The following is a 19,863-nucleotide window of genomic DNA, read 5'->3' as shown; positions in this document are numbered from 1 at the left end:
TTCAGTAATGGTCGGATTGCGAGAAGGTGCGGGCGAGCTCCGCCTGGCCCGCCGTCAGGCCGCAATCCACAGGCAAACAAACCCCGCTGATGGCTGCCGCCTGCGGTCCGGCTAAAAAGGCAACGGCATTGGCCACATCCTTCGGGTCGACGACCCGCTGGAGCGGATACCATCGCCGTGCCTCCTCGAAGACGTTGGGATTGGCAGCCGCGCGCGCTTCCCAGGCCCGGGTTCTGACCGTGCCGGGGGCGACCGCATTGGAGCGGATGCCGAACTTGCCGTATTCGACGGCCACCAACCGCGTGAAGTGGAGAAGCCCCGCCTTCGCCGCGCTATAGGCCGGATGCCCGAAAACGTTCATGCCGTTGACGGAGGCGATGTTGATGACCGAGCCTTTCGAGGCCTTCAGCATGTCCTCGACGGCGCGAAAGCATAAGAATGCAGCTTCGAGGTTGAGGGCATTGTCCATGCGCCAGATGGCAGGCGTGGTATCATGAAGGCTGACAGCACGTGCCGCGCCGGCATTGTTGACGAGCGTCTGCAACTGTCCGAGCTCGGCGCAGCGCCTTGCAAGACGAGAAACGTTCTCCTCGCTGGTGACGTCGCATCCGGCGGCAACGAAACGGCTTTGCGGACCAAGCGCGGCGGCAACGGCTGCGGCCGCCTCCAGGTCGATGTCGGCAAGCAGGACGATGTCATGGTCATCGGCGAGCCTCGCGGCGATTGCAGCGCCGATGTCTCCAGCAGCTCCCGTCACGATAGCGACCGATTGCGTCATGCTTCATCCTTCCTTTTGCACGTCCTCAGTCTCCGAGGAGCTGACGGTCGTCGCCGTCGCGGTGCGCGACCAATTGTTGCTTGATACGTCTTAGCGTTACCGCCGCCTTCGGCTGGATGGCATAGGCGACAAGGCTCGCGATGATGTCGACGGTTGCGATATAGGCGATGCGGGTCGAGGTAGGGCGGAATATATTGTTTCCTTCCGGCAGGTCGATCGGCACCACGATCTCGGCCGCCGCTGCCACCGGGCTTCCGGTCTGCGTCAGTGCAATCGTCGTGACTTTGGCTTCGCGCGCCAGCCCGAAAGCGCGAACGAGCTCGGCATTGCGCCCCGAAAAGGACGAGCCGATCAGCACGTCGCCCGCGCGCGCTGCCGCCGCCATCATCAGCTGCATGCTGTGGTCCGAACTTGCCGTGATGCGCAGTCCTAGGCGAAAGAGGCGGTTCTGGAATTCGTCGGCGATCATCGAGGAGTTGCCACCCGAACCGAAGGCATAGATCATATCCGCCTTGGCGATCCGGTCGGCGGCGCGTTCGATTGCGGCGATGTCAAGCGAACGGTGCAGGAGGAACAGCGCGTTCTGGGCCTTGGTGATGATGTCCTGCGCAACGTCGGCGGGATCGCTGCTTTTGGACTCGGGCTTCAGATAACGGACGCCGATATGCGCCGTGCGGGCGAGTTGGACCTTGAAGTCAGAGAAGCTTTCGCAGCCGAGACGGCGGCAGAAGCGCGTGACGGTCGGCGGCGAGACCTCGGCCTTCTCCGCAAGCTCGATGATGGAGGCGTTCACGGCAAATTCGAAATCGTTGACGATGATTTCGGCAATCCGGTTCTCCGAGGGAGAGAGGCGGCCCTTGTCTTCCTGCAATGTGGAAAAGATATCCAAGCGATCCTCCCGGTGATGGCGTCCTTACTGGTCTTTTTTCTTATAGGCGACGCAGTCGATCTCCACCTTGCAATCCACCATCATTGAAGATTGCACGCAGGCGCGTGCCGGGGGGTGCTCGCCGAAATATTCCTGATAGATCTTGTTGAACGTCCAGAAATCGCGTGGGTCGTCGAGCCAGACGCCGACGCGCACGACATCCTCGACGCCGTAACCGGACTCTTTGAGGATCGCCAGCACATTGGCAATTGTCTTATGCGTCTGGGCGATGATGTTGCCCTCGACGATCTCGCCGCTTTCCATTGCAACCTGACCGGAAACATAAAGCCAGCCATCGGCTTCGACGGCGCGCGCAAACGGCAGAGACTTGCCGCCGGCGCCGGTTTGAACAGTGCCATAGCGCTTGATGGACATTCCGGATCCTTGCAAATTATTTTCTTGATAAGTTGACAAGTGACCATAGAAAGCAGAATTTGGCCAGTGAAAAACGCAATTTATGAAAAGAATTTAAATAAAGGGCGAACATGCGCGATCCTTTCAAGAATCCCTTCCCTTCGTCCGACACAGCCCGGCATTCCATCTGGGAGATGCTCGTTCCGCGCGATATCGACGCGTTTTTGGCTGCCGATTGGTCCATGGTTGAAAACGACTTCGTGGAAGATGGTTTCATCGGGATCGATGGTCGCAAGCAGGTGAGCCCGGACAAATGGCGTCTTGCCTTTCCGACGCTTGCCGCCTATCGCGACGAATGGCTGCGGCAGGCCAAGGAATTTGGCAAGGAAAGCCTGGCGGAGGACGCGCGCACCGCGATCTTTTCGACGACCACGCTGGAAGATATCGAGATCGAAGGCGACACGGCCCTGGTGCGCAAGAAATTTGATGGCGGCATCGCCAAGACCGACGGCAGCCGCGATGTCATGCAGTGGCAGACGCTCTATTACTGCCGGCTTCACGAGGGGCGCTGGAAGATCTGCGGGTTCACCGGCTATCTGCCGAATCCGATGGGTTGAAGCGGTGTCGACAACATAAAAGGCCAATCATTTGCGCATTTTCACGGCGGCTCTGGCGACCGAGACCAACACCTTCTCACCGATTTGTGTCGACCGGCGGGCTTTCGAGGCTTCGCTTTACGCACCGCCGGGACAGCATCCTGAAACGCCGACACTTTGCACCGCGCCGATCACCGTCGGCAGGCGGATCGCTGCTGCAAAGGGCTGGGAGCTGATTGAAGGAACGGCAACCTGGGCGGATCCGGCCGGGCTCGTCAACCGTTCCACCTATGAAGATTTGCGCGACGAGATACTGGCTCAGCTTGCCGCTGCAATGCCAGTTGACGCGGTGGTCCTCGGGCTGCACGGAGCCATGGTGGCGGCGGGCTACGAAGATACCGAAGGCGACATCCTTGCGCGCATCCGCGAGATCGTGGGACCCGATATTCTCGTCTGCGCCGAACTCGACCCGCACAGCCATCTGACCGCCAAACGCGTGGCGGCCCTCGACTTCGCCGTCTACTTCAAGGAATTCCCGCACACGGATTTCGTCGACCGCGCCGAAGATCTGTGGCGCATTGCCGTCGATACGCTTGAAGGCAGGGTAAAGCCTGCCGTTTCCGTCTTCGATTGCCGCATGATCGACGTCTTCCCCACGTCGCGCGAACCCATGCGCTCCTTCGTCGACAAGATCATCGAGATCGAAAGGGACGACCCGGATGTCCTGTCGATTTCCGTGATCCATGGCTTCATGGTCGGCGACGTTCCCGAAATGGGAACGAAAATGCTGGTGGTGACGGATGGCAAGCCGGAAAAGGGGGCAGCGCTGGCCCGCGACCTCGGGCTTGAGCTGTTCTCCAAGCGCGGAACCTTCATGGCACCTCAGATAAACGAGAAGGAGGCGGTCGCGCGTGCTCTGGCCGCCACCGCCTGGCCGGTTGTCATCGCCGATGTCTGGGACAATCCGGGCGGCGGTACCGCGGGCGATGCTACGGTCATCCTCGAAGAACTGATGAGCCATGGGGCGACGGATACGGCGATCGGCACGATCTGGGACCCGATGGCGGTGCAGATCTGTTTTGCGGCAGGCGAGGGCGCGGAAATTCCGCTTCGCTTCGGCGCGAAATCGGCGCCCGGCACCGGAAATCCGATCGATGGTACCGTGACGGTCGTCAAGCTTGTGAAGGATGCCGAGATGCAGTTCGGCGAGAGCCTGGCACCCTTCGGCGATGCCGCTCATGTGGTTCTCAACGGCATCGACATCATCTTGAACTCAACGCGTGCCCAGAGCTTTGATGCCAGCCTCTTTACGGTCATGGGCATTGATCCGACGAAGAAGAGGATCCTGGTCATCAAATCTACGAACCACTTCTTCGCGTCGTTTTCGAAGATCGCCGCCGAGATCCTCTATTGTTCCGCGGGGACGCCTTATCCGAACAATCCGGCCAAGACGCCCTATCGCCGGGCACCGAGAAATATCTGGCCGATGATCGCCGATCCTCATGGAAATGAACGTGGAGCTGCGTAGATGCAGGAAAACCGGTTTGCCGTTGTCGCCGAGGTAGGCGACAGGATTGCGGATCTTTCTACGCCGCGACCGATCGTCGATGAAGACCGGATGGCGGCAAACATCAGCCGGGTGCAATCCTACATGGATGCGCACGGCCTGCGTTTCCGTCCGCATATCAAGACCCACAAGATCCCGGCGCTTGCCGCAGCGCAGGTCGCCGCCGGAGCCAAAGGCATCAATTGCCAGAAGATCTCCGAAGCCGAGGTTTTTGCAGCAGCGGGCTTCGAAGACACTAACCGAGGGCACAGCGATCTACACGCAGATGCTGCTTTCCCGCGAAGGACTCAAGTACCCAGGTGACTATGAATTTGTTCTTGCCGGCGTTCATACGACGCGCTGGGCGGCGCTTCAGGCTGGCGACATTGATTGCGCACCGCAACCCGCCCCCTGGAACTTCATCGCTGAAAGCGCCGGGTACAATCTGATCGGAGAGATCAACGACGTCATACCGGAAATCCTGTTTGCCGCGCTTATCGCGAAGAAAAGTTGGCTCGAATTGAATAGCGAGACTGTCGGGAAGCTCTTGAAGGCTTTGGCCGAAGCCTATCTGATTACCAACGATCCCTCGCAGGAGGAAGAAATTGCGTTGCCGATCTTCCAGCGCATCACGGTGCCGGATGACGCCGATCTTGCCCGTCGCGGGCTGCGCTACATGCGTGACATGGGCATGTGGCCGAACGGCCTGGCCATTCCCGAAAGGGCAATTGCAACCACGATCGACCTGATGATCCAAGCGGGATTGCTAGACGAAGGCACACGGATGTCGGCCGTTGGTTCTTTGATAATTCTTACCTCCAAGAGGCGCTGGCGTGACGCGTGGGTAGGGCCTCTCGGTCGCTGAGGCGAAAGAAACGATCGTTTCTCCTCTGCGACCGAAGGTCTCGCCACCATTATGAAGCACTGGTCTGTACGTGTCGTGCCGCGCTGGATGAACGTTCAAACGAGCGGATAGCAGCGCGAGAGAGCGGCGATCAGTCCCTCGGGCTCACATGGCTTCCAAAGCAGCTGGCCTGCGGACAAGGCGGGGCTAGCTCTTAAGCGAAGGGTGCGATCAGACCAAGGTCCGACGTCTAGTCGCGAAGGAGCTGCTACAGTGCGGCTACACGCAAGGCGCGCTGCCGCCACGTTTAGATCGGGGAGGCTCATGTCCCACGGTATCATCACCGAAATTCGCGATGCGCGGAAAGAACTGTTGAGCCTTTCAATTAAGGATCGCGAGCGTCTTGTTCGCCGGATTGTGGATGAACTGCACGCGGTTCGAACGAGCGACTTTTCCGAAAGCCCGTTTGCCAGCAGCACGGGCCTCGACTGCCTTGTTGCGCGCACTTACGACACGATCCCGGAGATAGCGCGGATGGATGACAAGAATTTTGGAATGGTCCTCGACCAGTTCGTTGAGCTGCTCGAGACGATTACGAGCATCGTTCGCCTGCCGCCGACTGTGCTGCACTAAGGCGAAGTGTCAGCGCAGCGAATGACGGGGACGTCGTTTTTACAGGCGCGCGCGTTATGCTGACGGAGTTCTCATGGACGCCTACACTAACCACTATGTCGAACTTAGCAGCCGCCTTCGCTCGGCGCAGGCCTTTTGCGAATTTCTGGCATCCGGCGGAAGGGTATGGGACCAACCGGATGGCGCAGCCTGGCGCGATGTTACGGCCGAGACTGTGCAGCGCGAGCTTCGAAAGGTCAGAGCACTGGAGACGCTCCGGCGCCAACTTTATCCTGATGTTGCCGCTGAGGACGGTTCGCCCTTTCGCCATTGATGCCGAAGCCGAGCTGGCGGACGCGGACTCAAACCAAGCGACGCGATCTCCATTTTAGGGCTATGGCCGACCTCGCGAGTTCTGGACGGCCTGGCGAGCAGCAGAAGCTGAGGCGTCCAAGCCCCTAAGCGTCACGGAGAGCGCGTCACTTGATGATGCAGAGCCTGTTGCACAAAGACACGGCTCGGCGCCTTCTCTGCCGGATCACCGAGCACCATTAGTGCAAGAACGATAGCTACGATGGCCGCTGCGATCACCGCGAGTGGAAATCCCATATCACTAGCCTTTGCTTCGTCGCATAAGATGGTCTTCTCTTGCCCCCCGGCGGACTTGCCGCCGGGGGAAGTCGGGGCCATTCAGACAATGATGTAGACGATCTTGAACGTCGAGGGTTCGACGATGATGATCCTGCCATCTGCCAGGATGAAGAAGCGATAGCCTTCATATTGCGGGACGATCTTGACGATCCGCGGCGGCAGCGGCTCAAGTCGGATCGTCTTTGGTATGGCTGTGCCAACTTCAACCGTGAAGTCGACTTCGCGAACCGGCTCGACATTGACTTCCTTCACGACCTTCTGGATCTCAGTCTTCTGTTCGACAGAGATGTTGACATCGGTTTCAGTCTTAGTGGAAGTGGATTGACCGGACGTTCCCGTCGACGTGCCCCCACCCGTCGTGCCAGCGTCGCCCGATCCTGTGGCGTCAGACGGCTTATCGGATGTGGCTTTTCCATCAGGCGAAGTTGTTTCGCCGGAGCTCTTCGTCGAACTCTTTCCGCTCTCGCTGCCGGATGCAGGCGCCTGCTGCGAAGTGGATCCGTCGGCAGGTTTCGTTGTGTCTTGCTGTTGAGTGGTAGGCTGACCAGTACCTTGCGAAGATGAGCCGGATGTTCCCGTTCCTCCGCTATCGGGTTGGACGGTTGAGGCGTCGCCCGTTCCTCCGGACGGGGCTTCTTGACCCGAACCGTTGCTTGGCGCTTCTGCGCCAGACGGCTGCTGCGATGTGCCGGATTGCGGCTGCTCGCCTTGCGTCGTGCCCTTCTTGGGCAATATCGGAGTTGCATCCTGCGCGGCTGCGGAAAGCAGACCAACTGGCGACGCGCCGAGCGCGAGCGAGGCGATCAGGACAGGTAGGATCTTGCGGTTCATAGCTTTAACTCCCTGGCCGAGGACGTGCCGCGCCAGAGGGCGTCGCAGCACGACGTCCTTGTGGTGTCGATTTGGTTTGAGTTAGCAGGTTGGACCCGGCATGCCGGGTCCAACCTTGTCGTCAGTTGACGATCTGGATGACCTTGCGCGAGGAAGGCTCCACGATCACACGCTGGTCGTTGACCACAGCGTAGGCGTATGTCGGGTCATCGGGCACCGGAGTGACTACGACGGCTTCAGGCAGCGGCTGTCCGACGACAACCTTCTCCTTTATGACGACGGTGCCTGACTGAGGAGGCGCTTCGCGCACATAGGTCACAACCTTCGGCGGCGGCGGATCGAGTAGAGTCCCGACGACCGCACCTGCTGCGCCACCGATTGCGGCGCCGGCGGGACCGCCGACGATTGCGCCTGTGGCTGCACCGCCAACCGCGCCGTTAACCGTCGAGGATCCTGCAAAGGCAGCACCCGACATGAGGGCGATCGCAGTGGTAGAGACGAGAATCTTGCTATACATTTTCTTCTCCATTTCCGTGGCTGTCTTGGCAGCCTCACAGGTGAGCAAACGACAGCACAACGCAGCAGTTCCCTCCATCAGACCATTGGCCTGAAGCACTCAAGACTTTGGTCTGATTGAGTTCATTTGCGGAAGCTGGTTGGTCTCCTGCGGGTTTCGGTAATTCGCGGACAGGGATCCCATTAAATCCCGGACAGCGATTTCACTAAATCCGGGACAGCATTTCCGCTAATTCCCGGACAGCGATTCCGGTAAATCCCGGACAGTCTTTCGGCGATAAAGAGATCGACTTTCGCACGCGCCGTCTTGCCATTCTGGACCCCGATTTGAAAGGGGTGCGGTGAATGGCGAGACGGAAGCAGGCGAGGCTTACGAGTGTGAAGGACATTCGATCGATATTGAGACTGACGCACGAACAGGGCCTTTCCGTTCGTGCGATATCGGAACGGCTGAAGATCAGCAAAACGACCATTTCAACCTACCTACTGCGGGCGCGTGAGGCCGGGCTGACGGGCTGGCCGTTGCCGCCTGGGCTTGACGAGGACGCTGTTTTGCAGCGCCGCCTGTTCCATCGTCGCGGCCGCCCGCCCCAGGACATGCACGAGCCCGACTGGGGCAAGATCGCCAGCGAACTGAAGCGAAAGGGCGTGACGCTGACGCTGTTGTGGCAGGAATATCGCGGACGGCACCCCAACGGTTATGGATATACATGGTTCTGTGAGCGTTTCGCCGCTTTCGAACAGCGCGCCAGCGCCACCTTCCGCAATCGCCACATTGCCGGCGCGGCGATGCAGACCGACTACGCCGGCCACACCGTGCCGGTGATCGATCCGGCGACGGGCGAGATCCGGCTGGCGCAGATCTTCGTCGCCGTTCTGCCCGCCTCCTTGTACACCTTCGCCTATGCAAGCTTCACTCAACGGCTGCCGGACTGGATCGAGGGTCAGCAACGGGCACTGAGCTTCTTCGGTGGCGTGACGAAAGCGATCGTCTGCGACAACCTCAAGGCCGGCGTTGCCAAGCCCTTGTGGTTTGAGCCGACATCAACGCCACTTTTGCAGCGTTCGCCGAGCATTACGACACGACGATCCTGCCGACCCGTCCAAAACGGCCGAAGGACAAGGCAAAGGTCGAAGGCAGCGTTCTCATCGTTGAGCGCTGGATCCTGGCGCGGCTGAGAAACGACCGCTTCTTCAGCCTCGTCGATCTCAACGTGCGGATCAGCCAGCTTCTCAACGATCTCAACAACCGGCCGATGCGACGGGTTGGCAAATCCCGACGTCAGCTCTTCGAGGAAATCGAGGAAGACGCGCTCGCACCCTTGCCGGCAACTCCATTCGAATATTCCGAATGGAAATCGGCAAAGGTTCATCCCGACTATCATGTCGAGGTCGACAAGTGCTTCTATTCCGTTCCCCATCGTCTGATCGGCCGCCAGGTCGATGTCCGGCTCACAAGCCGGATCGTCGAGATATTCCACGATCACCAACGTGTCGCCAGCCACCGCCGGACGTCGCAGCGAGCTGGTCATGTCACCGTCAACGAGCACATGCCCAAAACGCATCAGCATTATGCCAACACCACACCGGCAAGCCTTGTGAAGCAGGCCGCAAAGATTGGTCGCAGCACGGCGATCCTGATCGAGCGGCTGATGCGCGACAGGCCCCATCCCCAGCAGGGATACCGCGCCGCTCAAGGCGTTCTATCGCTCGCGCGCCGGTACGGGCCTGAGCGTCTTGAGGCGGCGTGCGATCGGGCACTGACGATCAATGCGCTCAGCTATTCCTCCGTCAGCACCATCCTCAAATCCGGCCTCGATCAGGCTCCGCCCGTCGCCGAGCCGGTCAAGCCCGCCCCAGCGCACGGCAACATCCGCGGCAGCTCCTATTACCAGTGAAGAAAGGAAGACACTCACATGCTCACACATCCAACCCTCGACCAGATGCACGCACTCGGTCTATCCGGCATGGCGGCAGCTTATCGCGAACTGGCCAATCAGCCCGAGGGCAGCGATCTCAACCGCGATGAATGGCTGGGCCTGATGCTCGACCGGGAGATGGCCGTGCGCGGCGACAAGCGCCTGACCAGCCGGCTTGCAATCGCCAAACTGCGCTTCCCCGACGCTTGCATCGAGAACATCGACTTCGCCGCCCATCGCGGCCTTGACCGCCGACAGCTTCTCACCCTGGCCCAAGGCGAATGGCTCAAAGCCCATGAGCACTTGATCCTGACCGGACAAACGGGAACGGGCAAAACCTGGCTTGCCTGCGCCATCGGACGGCAGGCGGCCCGCCTCGATTATTCCGTTCTCTATGTCCGGATGCCCCGTCTCTTCGAGGATTTGGCGCTGGCGCGCCTCGACGGTCGGTTCCCTCGATTGGTCGACAAGCTCGCGCGTGTTCAATTGCTCATCCTCGATGACTGGGGAACCCATGCGCTCAGCGATCAGCAGCGGCTCGATCTCCTGGAAATCTTCGAAGAGCGCTACCGCCGGAAATCCACTCTGATCACCGCCCAACTCCCCGTGGCGCAGTGGCACGAGATGATCGGGGAGCCGACGATCGCTGACGCCATCCTCGACCGCATCGTCCATAACGCCCATCGAATTGCACTCGAAAAAGACAGCATGAGGAAGCAAAAACCACGACCGCTCTTGACCGAAGCGCGAAACGCCGAAATCAATAACCCATGACATCAACCAGGCGAACGAAAGTCGATCCCCCGAGACTGTCCGCGATTTAGTGAAACGACTGTCCGGGATTTACCGGAATCGATGTCCCGTTAATCCGAAATCCGCAGGTCTCCATCACCTGCGATCAAGTTTAGCGGTATTGATGCCAGGGAGATGTATTTTTGAGAGCAACCACAATCTTCATGGCGAGGGTTCCATCAAGGTGTTTGAGCGACGGCTTTCGGGTGTATTGCGGCGGGGCTAAGCAAGCTCAGCATGGTTGGTTCTCCAACACCCTGAGACTCAACAAAAAACCCGCCGAAGCGTGGGCAAGCATTTCACGAAACATATTGCGACAAGGGCTCGTCTGACAAGGGCTCGTCTAATGAGAGGTCGAAGGCGAGTCCAAGCCATCAGCTGAGTGCCAAGGGTCATGCCCGCAGCACTGCAGATCACGCAGATTCAGCGACTGGTGGGTATATGAAAAGCGTGACCGCCATAAACATCCAGGCGAAGATAAAGTTCCGAGACAAAGAAAAAGCCCCTGCTCGTGATCGGCTGCTCCAGACCACCGTCTACAGGTCGATCAGCGCGATACCGAGGTCTTCGCGCTTTCGGCGGCGGAAGCCGACTGCGCTTTCGCGGATGATGATCTCGAGGGTAGGATGAACGGTGCCCTTGATAAAATGGCCGCCCCGGGTGGCTCCGTCTGACCGGCCGAGGACCACATGCATGTGGAGGCTGGCCTTGCCGTCGTCGCCGATAGCAATGTCTCCAATAGCACTTAGGACCTCGGTCTGTTCCTCAACCGGGATCTCCTTGTAGTTCTTCGTCGCGAACTCGAAGAAGCCGAGCGTGGCGCTACGGAAGGCCCCGATGGCGGTTAGCGACGCGCCGCCGACCTTTTGCTCCTCGGCGAAGCGCGTGATTGCTTCGAACGCCTCTTCGCCGTCGTCCAGGACCAGCACGAAGTTGCGCTCGCGCCACGGATCACTTTCGTCAAGTTCCTTGCTCTTCATTGGGATTCTCCTTTGAAGAATGAGGTTTTCGTCAATGTCGGTCACGGACACGCTCCGCGTCGCGCTCCTTAACGAGCTGCATAGTGACCAATGCCTCAAGATGTCGAGGTCTCGGCAGTGGCTGAAGCATCTTCTATCCGCTGCACATGTGATAGCGTCAGGGGGTCGCGATGCCCGTAGCCGTCGACGCCATATGAACGCCAGTGACCAGCTCATAACTCATAAAATGAAGGAGGGACGGCACAAACGTCCGGCCCCTGTGGCGTCTCCGACGGCACCGACCTGCGCCGACCAGCGTCGATCATCTCGTCCGCGCTTATCGGCTGCGTGGGAAGCTTTGCTCCTGACGCAGGCCGTCCATGTCCTGGCTCTGACGAGGTTCGCGGTCGGCTGGATCCTGTCCCTCGGCGACCGTTCGCTGATGACCGGTCGGAAGGATGTCGTCGCGCATATGTTCGTCCACGCGAACTTCCTCATCGAGCCCATAGGCGCGCACGCGCGAAGGCGTAGGTTCGCCGCTTCTCATGTAGTGACCTGCGACCGTAGCAGACCCCGCGGCGGCGTCGGCTTCGAACACATCGTCGCGAGAGCCGGAGATCTGCTGGTCGCGATTCGCTTCTCCGAGACGGTTCCGATCATATCTCGCCTCGACATATGTCTCGTTCGGCTTCAGGACGTTCCAGCCTTCGCTGCGCCAAAGGTCGGCGCGCTCGTCCATGTCGATTGCTCCTTCATCGTCGAGTATGTCGTGGGCGGTGTCGTAGGTGGCCTCGTCCACCGAAGCGGACACCAGGAAGCCACCGCGTCGAAGTCCTTCGGCATAGACGGCACGGTCCTCGTCCGGAAGGAGCCAGTCTCCGAGTTGAGGCCAGAAACCTCCGCGATCGTCGCTTTCGACTTTAGCCTTCTCGGCATCGGCTTCGTATCCCGGCATCAGCCGGACGTGGGCGACGCCTGCCTCTTTGAGGCGCTCGACGGCATCCTCCGCTTCGCTTCGAGAGTCAAAGAACGCAGTCAGCATGGTTTTTGCCGGTTCGCCCGAGACCGCGGGGTCGCTTTCATTGTAAAGATTGCTCATGTGATCCTCCGATTGCTGCTCTTCCTGCGAACGGTCCGAGCCCGACAATGTTCCAGACGGCGCAGTCCAAGCCGTGCGTTACATGCCTGCCTCGTTCACTTTCCGAAGCCTGAAGAAATACCGGCACGAGTCGCCGCGCACGCACATCATCCCGACTAGTTCATCATGTCTTACAAGCCGGAAGTGGTCCACGATGGGCTGCTTGTCGTAGATCATTGCCGCGCTTTCGACTTGTTCGAATATTTGGAGCGTTATCGAAGCTGTCGTACCTTTTGCGCGCAACGCCTGCTGAAGGTGCAAAAACAGCTTCCGAGCAACAGCCGTTCGTCCCAACGGTGCCGCCTTGATCGCGAGCCCGATGGGGATATAGCGGGGATCAATCGACACAAGCCGTCCGGGCGGCCGTTGGAAGAGCAAAGCGTCCGCCCGCATGTCGGCATGGAAGCGCTTTCCGAACCAGTGCAAGTTCTCGAGGACGCCGTCCAGCGGATGTCCCGACGGAAGGCCGACGCCTTTCCAAAGTCCGATCATGTCCTTCGGTTGGACAGGCTCCAGTGACCGCAACCAGGAGGCCATTTCCTGCTGCTGGTCGCCTCGCATGGAATCTCGTTCTCGGATGCTCATCTCGATCAAATGAGAAGAAGGTCCGGAAGTTCCACATTCATGGAGCCTCGCGCACTTCAAGGTGGAGCGCCCACGCAACGGCCCAGAGGGAAGGGGCGGTCGCGCACCTGATCGCGCAGCAGCTCTTCGACTTGTCTCGTGACATGGGTTGTCCGACCCCGACACGGACTTCAATCTGCACCAACCACCGGGACCATGGTCGGTTAAACCTGCTGCCCCGGGAGAGAATGCTACGAATAGGCGACATTCGAATGCCTCGCGACGGTTCGCCAGAAGGAAAACGTATGTCTTGGATCACAACGGGCTCGTCCTTCGGTATCAATCGAAGGAACGGACGCCATGCAGTGGTTCTGATGCAATAGGGAATGCCAATAATTCGCCGATATCATCACCCTGATGCTGCTGATTTTCTGGCCGAGGACGTACTTTCGGACGCCCATCTCGCCAAGGCGGGCGGTTGCCTTTTTTCAGTGCTTCGTTCTGTGCATGCCGTCAGTTGCCGACCCACTTTCATCGACGCACTTCCAAGAACCGTCTTTATTCTTCTTCCATTTACTCCCTTCCTCCAGAGCGGCCATGAGTTTCACTACCAGTTCTGGATCATCACCTTCTGGCACCATCCCAACTCTCATTTCAAATTTCGGTTTCTCCGTAATATCAACCCAGAACTTGTGCCCCTCGAACTCAAGGACAGTTTGGCCTGCTGGCAGTTTTGTTATCAGAGACACGAGTGTTTCCTCCCTTTCATTTAAGGCATCGCTAATACTGCCATAAAATCGCCAATGGGAGGAGTCTGACCTTCTTTTGTACAATGAGACCCGAACCGTCGGAATTGGGGAAGTTGGCCGCGCTTCTTGCATCGACCTGATCCGACAAAATATTCTGATCTCAATCACTTATCTGGGAAAGTTAGGACTTTAGCCGAGGCACTTGCGTGAGACGCTATTCCACCCGCATCCACCTGCATCGGGGCATTTCTTTGATCTGGGATGGACGTGTTGCCAACCAGCTAACGGCTCGATGGCATGTGCAACCAATGTTGATCATGTCAACAAGGCATGCAATGCGATGGCGGCAACAAAAGTGATAACGACAAGCCAGGCAATCTTCATGGCTTGGCGATTGGCTTTTTCGAACACGCGGAATCGTGCCCCTCGCTTCGGGCGAAGGCGATGTGGCCGAACGGGAGCGGCGCTGGAGCGGACGCTCTTCTTCTTTCCTGACGTCTCGGCCTCCCTTGAAACAATTGCGACAACCTGCTTCTAATGCCGCACAGGACGCGTAGGTTCCCGGAAGACGACGATCTCGTCCGCTGATCTTGCAGGATCATCCGGCTCGATGAAGCCGAACGTTTGTTTGAACCGATAGCTGCCGCAAACTCCCTTCGCTCAATTGGCGAGCAGCATGGAAGACGCCTGTTGGATCCATTACAGGCCGACGGCTCACGGATCCGCCGACGACATTCATTCAGTCAGTATCTGCGGGGCGGAAACTGAAATTACGCCATGCGCCGGATTGATGTGCCCATCTGGCGCTTAATGCCAGACGGGCATCTTGATTAACGCGTCGCAAGCAACTCCCGAAGTTGATGGGGTTTATCGACGCCGAACTCAAACCACATCACCAACTCCCTTGCAGCCTCTTGGGACTCCAAGTTCAAAATGTCGTAGTGGCGACTGTCGCACCATTCCTTGAGCAAACCGTCCAGCATGTCTAGATCGTTTGAAGACAGCACGCGTTTCTTCAAGGCCACTCTGTGTGACATTCTATTTCCTCCCAAAAAATAGTACTTTTACCTGCTGTTGACCCCAGCGCGTATGACTTTAGTCTAATGTTTCTTTCTCGAAAATACACTTCGGCATACTTTAACGTTTTGACGCTGTAACTGTCTGTTTGGGCGCAGGAATTTTTTACCGAGTGGCATGACGGCCGACGTAATCTCATCGCTGCGGCCCAGCCTGTCCGCGACGGCGCGCTCCGGCTTTACATTCCTTTACATTTGCCCAGAACACTCGAAACGTTGCCCTGTTAGCGTACCTTCATTGCAGCAGGTGCTGCGCAGTGAAGGAGACTAACGATGGAAAACGAGGACAAGAACTTGGCGAGCCCGACTTTCGGCGAACCAGCCTCGAAAGGATGGGGGCGGCGCGCCGCGATTGGCGGCGTGGTAGCCGTCGCTTTAGTCGGCGCGGCTGGTTTTGCAGCCGCGCGGAGCGATGTTTTCAACTTCGGGATGGGCGGCCACATGATGCACGCACATATGGGAGGTGGCGGCTTTATGGAACACCGAATCGGCTCCGTGCTTGACGAAATCGATGTGACGTCCGAGCAGGAAGACAAGATTTGGGAGATCATCGACAAGGCGCGCGATGAGATCGGGCCGACTTTCCGGGACTTCCGCGAGACGCGTGAGCAGGTTATCGAACTCCTCGGTGCTCCTTCTATAGACCGGGCGGCCGCCGAAAAGCTGCGCAGTGAGCGCGTCGCGGCCATCGACGCGGCCTCGCGCAAGATGACGACTGCTCTGCTCGACGCCGCCGCAGTTTTGACGCCGGAGCAGCGCGTTAAGCTCGTCGAGCATTTGAAAGAGCGCAGAGGTCGCGGCCGGTGGTAAGGCTAAGTGGGCCGAGCGACTGAACGGAGGGAAAGTAATGGCGCAACGGGTCTTGATTGTTGACGACGATACGCGCCTCTCCGCCATGCTCGCTGACTATCTCTCCGGCAACGGTTACACCGTCCACGCCGCGGCAACGGCCGCGGCGGGCCTTACCGACCTTGGCCGCCTTATGCCGGATGTCGTGATCCTCGATGTCATGCTGCCGGACCTTGACGGCTTCGAGACCTGCCGGCGCATGCGCGCAGTATCGGACGTGCCGATCTTGATGCTCACGGCCAAAGGTGAAGAGACAGACCGTATCGTCGGGCTGGAGCTTGGAGCCGACGACTATCTGCCCAAGCCTTTCAATCCGCGCGAATTGCTGGCGCGTCTGAAGGCGATCCTGCGTCGCCGCAACGGGAGCGCAGCGGTCTCGCGCGTCCTGCGCTTCGGACGGTTGGAGATCGATCCGGGATCCCGCTCGGTCAGGATCGACGGCGATGAATGTGTCCTGACCAGCTACCAGTTCGACCTGCTTGTGGCGCTTGCCGAAAATGCCGGGCGCACGCTGTCGCGCGAACGGTTGATGGACACGGTCAAGGGCGAGGAGTTGGATGCGTTCGACCGCTCGATCGACGTCCATGTATCGCGCATCAGGGCGGCCATCGAAAGCGATCCCAAGCATCCGAGGCGCATCATCACCGTGCGCGGCGCCGGCTATGTCTTCGCCCGTTTCCAGGACGAAGAGAGATAGCGATGCGCAGCCGGCTGTTCCTAAAAATCTACCTGACGCTGCTGGCGAGCCTTGCAGCGGTCGCGCTCGCCAGTGCGGCCTTCGTGTGGCTGGGGCAGGGAGAGGAGGAGTCCAGCTGGCAGAGCCAACGCGCGCGGTTCGTCGCCGCACTGATTCCGCCCGACATGGACCTGCAGTCGATCGAGGCGACGCTGGAGCGGTTTTCACGCGCATTCGACGCTGACATTGCAGTTTACGATCCGCGCGGTAGGCTGATCGCGAGCGCCGGCCAGCCGCTTCCGCGCGACGTTCTCGAGAGGCGCTGGCGCCACGGCAGAGGCAGCTTTCACACCATGGTGACGGAGTTGCCCGACGGGCGCGCGGTGGCGGCGCGCATGGCGCGGCCCTTCCGTCCGTCCGGACGCAATCCGCTAACCTATCTGGCGTTGATCGCCGGCGTCATTGGGCTTGCCGCCTATCCGGTGGTGCGCCACCTGACCAGCCGATTGGAGCGGTTACGCAGGGGCGTGGATGCCTGGGGGAGGGGCGACTTCGTGGCGCGTGTACCAGCGGACGGCAGCGATGAGGTCGCGGCGGTCGCGAAGAGCTTCAACAAGGCCGCCGATCATGTCGAGCGATTGATCAAGTCAAACCGCGCTCTGCTCGCCAATGCCAGCCACGAATTGCGCTCGCCGCTTGCGCGCCTTCGCATGGCGATCGATCTCTATGACCAGGCGCCGGACGAGAACCGCAAGGAGGAGATCGTGCGCAACCTCGCCGAACTGGACACGCTCGTCGAGGAGATTCTGCTGGCGAGCAGGCTCGACCATGTCGAAAAGCTCGATGCGCCCGAGTCGATCGACCTCTTGGCTCTTGTCTCGGAAGAAGGGGCGCGCCACGGCGTCGAGGTCGTTGGCACGCCCGCGACTGTCATAGGCGATGCACGCCTGCTCGGCAGGCTCGTGCGCAATCTCATGCAGAACGCGTTGCGCCACGGCGTCCCTCCCGTCACGGCCAGTGTTCAGCAGGTAGACAGTGCGGTGGAACTCAAAATCCGTGACCAGGGCCCGGGCATACCGGATAGCGAGAGCGTCCGCGTTTTCGAGCCGTTTTACCGGCCCTCGGGGCGAAGCGAGGCCACGGGCGGCTGGGGCTTGGGATTGGCGCTGGTGCGCCAGATCGCCGAGCGCCATGGCGGTGCAGTCCGTTACGAATCCCCGTCGGGTGGCGGCGCCTGCTTCGTCGTGACACTTCCAGCGCATCGGGCCGCCCGAAAGATCAACTGATGTGTCCGCAAAGCCGCGTGGCGCCGCGGCAGCGAACTTGATACCGGCGATTGCGAAACCATCTGAGATCGAGATTTTCGGTTCGCAGCGACTGCGCGTCTGCAACGCAACGGGGGCAGCTCACTCGATACGACCGCTGCGACCTTGCTTACTTCTCAAGCATGCTTCGCGGCGATCTTTATCTCACTTCTGGCTCTCACGGTGCGTCATGACGATCCAAGAAGCGGCGGCATAACGTGGCTCACACACCGTCCTTGACGCGCTCCCACGCGTTTCTCAGATGCCGTCCAAGCGCCTCCGACAATGCCGGCGTATTGCGCTGTTCCAGGGCGACGATCATCTCTTCATGCTCGGCAACTGCGGCAGCCCATTTCTCAGGGCCTTCATGACCGACGAAACGGATGCGCTTCAGCCTCGTTTGCAACGTCGTATGCATGTTCGAGAGCGTTGCGTTGTGCGCCATCTGGACGATTGCCGTATGGATGGCCTGGTTGAGCTTGTAGTAGTTCAGCCGGTCGCCCGACCTGTATTTGTCCAGCATCTCATCGTGAAGAGCGCGAACATGGGCGATTTCCTCGGCGGAGCCGACCTCGCATGCGAGCCGTCCGGCTAGCTCCTCCATTGATTGCAACACCGTCAGCATGTCCTCCACATCCTTCGGACTGAAGCGCTTCACGACTGCTCCGCGACTGGGGACGAGCTCGACGAGCCCTTCGCTCGCCAGATACTTGATTGCCTCACGCAACGGGGTCCTTGAAACGCCAAGCTGCTCACCGAGCTGGCCTTCATGGATACGGCTTCCCGGCGCGAGATTACCCTCGATGATCATGTCGCGCAGGTGGTTCACAAGCGTGTCGTGCAAGGCTGTCCGTTGCAGTGGCGCAACGCTGCTGACATCACCCGTACCCACGTTGACTGAGTTCATCCGGACCACGCTGATTCTCCATATGAGGGCGCTCGCTGAGGTCACCTAATGAAACTCCGCAGCGATCAAGTCAATGAAATATTCTGCATACAGCATGCAGTGCTCTTGATATTGAATGCCAAACCGGTGTATCTGCTTCTTCGAGGAGAAACATGTGGAGAGGTTCATGATCAAAGATGGCGCAACCGAAACGCGTCCAGTAATCGCCCTTGCGATGGGTGATCCGGCCGGCATCAGTCCCGAACTTACCGCGCGCATCATCGCCCTTCCGGAAATCCGCGCGGCGGCGCATCTTGTCGTGATCGGCGACCGTCGTATTCTCGAGGGCGGAGCCAAGGAAGCGGGCCTCGACTTGAACCTTGCCAGCGCGCCGCTCGACAATTTCGAGCAGGCGGGTAAGGATCGCCACGTCTTCATCGACCTTGCGCATCTCAATCCTGCCGACGTGGTACGCGGCGAGGCGACACTTGCAGGCGGCACTTTCGCCACGACGAACTTCCGCACTGCGCTGAAGCTTGCTGACAGTGGCCGAGCGCATGCCGTGTGCTTTACCCCCTTCAACAAGAAGGCGATGCGTTACGCTTATTCGGGCTACGACGACGAAATCCGTTTTGTTGCCGACGTCATCGGTTTCACTGGCAAGGCGCGCGAATTCAATGTTCTCGAACGCGTCTGGAACGCACGTGTGACTTCGCACATACCACTGGCGGAGGTTGCGTCGGCTCTGTCGGTGGAGGGGATTGTCGCCGAGCTCGCTCTGACGCAGGCATGCCTGAAGAGCGCCGGTCACGAAAATCCGAGGATCATCGTCGCGGGCCTCAACCCGCATGCTGGTGATGGCGGCAACTTCGGGACGGAAGAGATTGAGATCATCGAACCGGCCGTGGCAGCCGCGCAAAAGGCCGGCCTCGACGTCGCAGGCCCGTTCCCTGCCGATACCGTCTTTCTGCGCGCACTCAAGGAAGAGTTTCACGCCGTCCTGACCATGTATCACGATCAGGGTCAGATCGCGATGAAACTGATCGGTTTCGACAAAGGGGTGACCATGATAGGTGGCCTGCCGTTCCCGCTGTGCACGCCGGCCCACGGCACGGCTTATGACATCGCTGGAAAGGGCATCGCCGATGTAGGCGCCAGCCGCGAGGCGCTGCTTCTGGCGGCGCGCATGGCCAGGAGGGCTGCAGCACTGTCTGCTGCGGCCTGACTTCAGAAATCTGCAGCATCGCCCGGCATGGAGGAGGGTTCGTGCCGGATGAGTTCAAAGGAGGAGTAAC

General features: G+C 59.5%; 21 protein-coding genes and 2 pseudogenes. 12 read left to right on the top strand and 11 right to left on the bottom strand.

The features are described 5' to 3' along the window. Nucleotide 1: 1 nt before the first annotated feature. Genes QA644_RS29685 through QA644_RS29675 form a run of 3 tightly spaced genes read right to left on the bottom strand, consistent with a single transcriptional unit; the run spans nt 2 to nt 2,081 of the window. Nucleotides 2-778, bottom strand: coding sequence for an SDR family oxidoreductase (locus tag QA644_RS29685; protein WP_239603436.1), 777 nt, complete (start codon nt 776-778; stop codon nt 2-4). Between the two features lie 25 nt (nt 779-803). After that, the gene (locus QA644_RS29680; protein WP_074072348.1) at nt 804-1,667 is read right to left on the bottom strand and encodes a MurR/RpiR family transcriptional regulator; all 864 of its coding nucleotides are present in this window, start codon (nt 1,665-1,667) and stop codon (nt 804-806) included. 24 nt (nt 1,668-1,691) lie between these two features. Next, nucleotides 1,692-2,081 (bottom strand): RidA family protein, encoded by a 390-nt coding sequence (locus QA644_RS29675; protein WP_074072347.1) that lies wholly within the window; start codon nt 2,079-2,081, stop codon nt 1,692-1,694. A 110-nt stretch (nt 2,082-2,191) separates the two neighbouring features. Here QA644_RS29675 and QA644_RS29670 point away from each other — a divergent pair, with 110 nt between their 5' ends. The 6 genes and pseudogenes from QA644_RS29670 (at nt 2,192) to QA644_RS29645 (ending at nt 5,992) form a co-directional block, all read left to right on the top strand. Further along, complete coding sequence (locus QA644_RS29670; protein WP_194730791.1) at nt 2,192-2,677, top strand: hypothetical protein; 486 nt, start codon at nt 2,192-2,194, stop codon at nt 2,675-2,677. Nucleotides 2,678-2,708: 31 nt separating this feature from the next. Further along, nucleotides 2,709-4,184 carry a M81 family metallopeptidase gene (locus QA644_RS29665; protein ID WP_239603443.1) on the top strand — a complete coding sequence of 492 codons (1,476 nt, stop codon included), beginning with the start codon at nt 2,709-2,711 and terminating at the stop codon, nt 4,182-4,184. Further along, nucleotides 4,185-4,457: pseudogene (locus QA644_RS29660) on the top strand (alanine racemase); the annotation flags it as partial. A 31-nt stretch (nt 4,458-4,488) separates the two neighbouring features. After that, a complete protein-coding gene (locus QA644_RS29655) occupies nt 4,489-5,067 on the top strand; it encodes an ABC transporter substrate-binding protein (RefSeq protein WP_349254125.1) in 579 nt (192 codons plus the stop codon). 303 nt (nt 5,068-5,370) lie between these two features. Then, nucleotides 5,371-5,679, top strand: a complete 309-nt coding sequence (locus QA644_RS29650; RefSeq protein ID WP_283072749.1) for a hypothetical protein — start codon at nt 5,371-5,373, stop codon at nt 5,677-5,679. A 73-nt stretch (nt 5,680-5,752) separates the two neighbouring features. Further along, the gene (locus QA644_RS29645) at nt 5,753-5,992 is read left to right on the top strand and encodes a hypothetical protein (RefSeq protein ID WP_283072748.1); all 240 of its coding nucleotides are present in this window, start codon (nt 5,753-5,755) and stop codon (nt 5,990-5,992) included. 356 nt (nt 5,993-6,348) lie between these two features. Here QA644_RS29645 and QA644_RS29640 read toward each other — a convergent pair whose 3' ends face one another. Together QA644_RS29640 and QA644_RS29635 are read right to left on the bottom strand one after the other, a co-directional pair. Beyond that, nucleotides 6,349-7,140, bottom strand: coding sequence for a DUF1236 domain-containing protein (locus QA644_RS29640; RefSeq protein WP_283072747.1), 792 nt, complete (start codon nt 7,138-7,140; stop codon nt 6,349-6,351). A 121-nt stretch (nt 7,141-7,261) separates the two neighbouring features. Beyond that, complete coding sequence (locus tag QA644_RS29635; protein ID WP_283072746.1) at nt 7,262-7,657, bottom strand: DUF1236 domain-containing protein; 396 nt, start codon at nt 7,655-7,657, stop codon at nt 7,262-7,264. 344 nt (nt 7,658-8,001) lie between these two features. On the opposite strand from QA644_RS29635, the pseudogene istA reads away from it, so the two are divergent. Both istA and istB read left to right on the top strand, forming a co-directional pair. Next, a pseudogene (gene istA / locus QA644_RS29630) lies at nt 8,002-9,554 on the top strand (IS21 family transposase). Nucleotides 9,555-9,572: 18 nt separating this feature from the next. Then, complete coding sequence (gene istB / locus QA644_RS29625) at nt 9,573-10,349, top strand: IS21-like element helper ATPase IstB (protein WP_283072745.1); 777 nt, start codon at nt 9,573-9,575, stop codon at nt 10,347-10,349. Nucleotides 10,350-10,903: 554 nt separating this feature from the next. On the opposite strand, the gene QA644_RS29620 is transcribed toward istB, so the two are convergent. The 5 genes from QA644_RS29620 to QA644_RS29600 form a co-directional block, all read right to left on the bottom strand. After that, the gene (locus QA644_RS29620; RefSeq protein WP_074072335.1) at nt 10,904-11,347 is read right to left on the bottom strand and encodes a PPC domain-containing DNA-binding protein; all 444 of its coding nucleotides are present in this window, start codon (nt 11,345-11,347) and stop codon (nt 10,904-10,906) included. Nucleotides 11,348-11,663: 316 nt separating this feature from the next. Next, nucleotides 11,664-12,425: a hypothetical protein gene (locus QA644_RS29615; protein ID WP_283072744.1), complete on the bottom strand. Its 762-nt coding sequence runs from the start codon at nt 12,423-12,425 to the stop codon at nt 11,664-11,666. A 78-nt stretch (nt 12,426-12,503) separates the two neighbouring features. Then, nucleotides 12,504-13,049 (bottom strand): GXWXG domain-containing protein, encoded by a 546-nt coding sequence (locus tag QA644_RS29610; RefSeq protein ID WP_283072743.1) that lies wholly within the window; start codon nt 13,047-13,049, stop codon nt 12,504-12,506. 467 nt (nt 13,050-13,516) lie between these two features. Then, nucleotides 13,517-13,777: a hypothetical protein gene (locus QA644_RS29605; protein WP_040115879.1), complete on the bottom strand. Its 261-nt coding sequence runs from the start codon at nt 13,775-13,777 to the stop codon at nt 13,517-13,519. 830 nt (nt 13,778-14,607) lie between these two features. Next, on the bottom strand, nt 14,608-14,814 hold the full coding sequence (locus QA644_RS29600) for a hypothetical protein (RefSeq protein ID WP_283072742.1): 207 nt from the start codon (nt 14,812-14,814) through the stop codon (nt 14,608-14,610). Between the two features lie 312 nt (nt 14,815-15,126). On the opposite strand from QA644_RS29600, the gene QA644_RS29595 reads away from it, so the two are divergent. The 3 genes from QA644_RS29595 to QA644_RS29585 are packed head-to-tail and all read left to right on the top strand — an operon-like array spanning nt 15,127 to nt 17,664. After that, nucleotides 15,127-15,663, top strand: coding sequence for a Spy/CpxP family protein refolding chaperone (locus QA644_RS29595; RefSeq protein ID WP_283072741.1), 537 nt, complete (start codon nt 15,127-15,129; stop codon nt 15,661-15,663). 37 nt (nt 15,664-15,700) lie between these two features. Then, nucleotides 15,701-16,399: a response regulator transcription factor gene (locus QA644_RS29590; RefSeq protein WP_283072740.1), complete on the top strand. Its 699-nt coding sequence runs from the start codon at nt 15,701-15,703 to the stop codon at nt 16,397-16,399. A 2-nt stretch (nt 16,400-16,401) separates the two neighbouring features. Continuing rightward, nucleotides 16,402-17,664, top strand: a complete 1,263-nt coding sequence (locus QA644_RS29585; protein ID WP_283072739.1) for a HAMP domain-containing sensor histidine kinase — start codon at nt 16,402-16,404, stop codon at nt 17,662-17,664. A gap of 241 nt (nt 17,665-17,905) precedes the next feature. Here QA644_RS29585 and QA644_RS29580 read toward each other — a convergent pair whose 3' ends face one another. Then, nucleotides 17,906-18,589 (bottom strand): GntR family transcriptional regulator, encoded by a 684-nt coding sequence (locus tag QA644_RS29580; RefSeq protein WP_283074053.1) that lies wholly within the window; start codon nt 18,587-18,589, stop codon nt 17,906-17,908. A gap of 166 nt (nt 18,590-18,755) precedes the next feature. Here QA644_RS29580 and QA644_RS29575 point away from each other — a divergent pair, with 166 nt between their 5' ends. Further along, nucleotides 18,756-19,793 carry a 4-hydroxythreonine-4-phosphate dehydrogenase PdxA gene (locus QA644_RS29575; protein WP_194730823.1) on the top strand — a complete coding sequence of 346 codons (1,038 nt, stop codon included), beginning with the start codon at nt 18,756-18,758 and terminating at the stop codon, nt 19,791-19,793. Nucleotides 19,794-19,863 lie beyond the last annotated feature (70 nt).

It is taken from the genome of Rhizobium sp. CC1099, assembly GCF_029714385.1.
Classification (GTDB): domain Bacteria; phylum Pseudomonadota; class Alphaproteobacteria; order Rhizobiales; family Rhizobiaceae; genus Rhizobium.
This window is presented reverse-complemented; position numbering and strand designations above follow the sequence as displayed.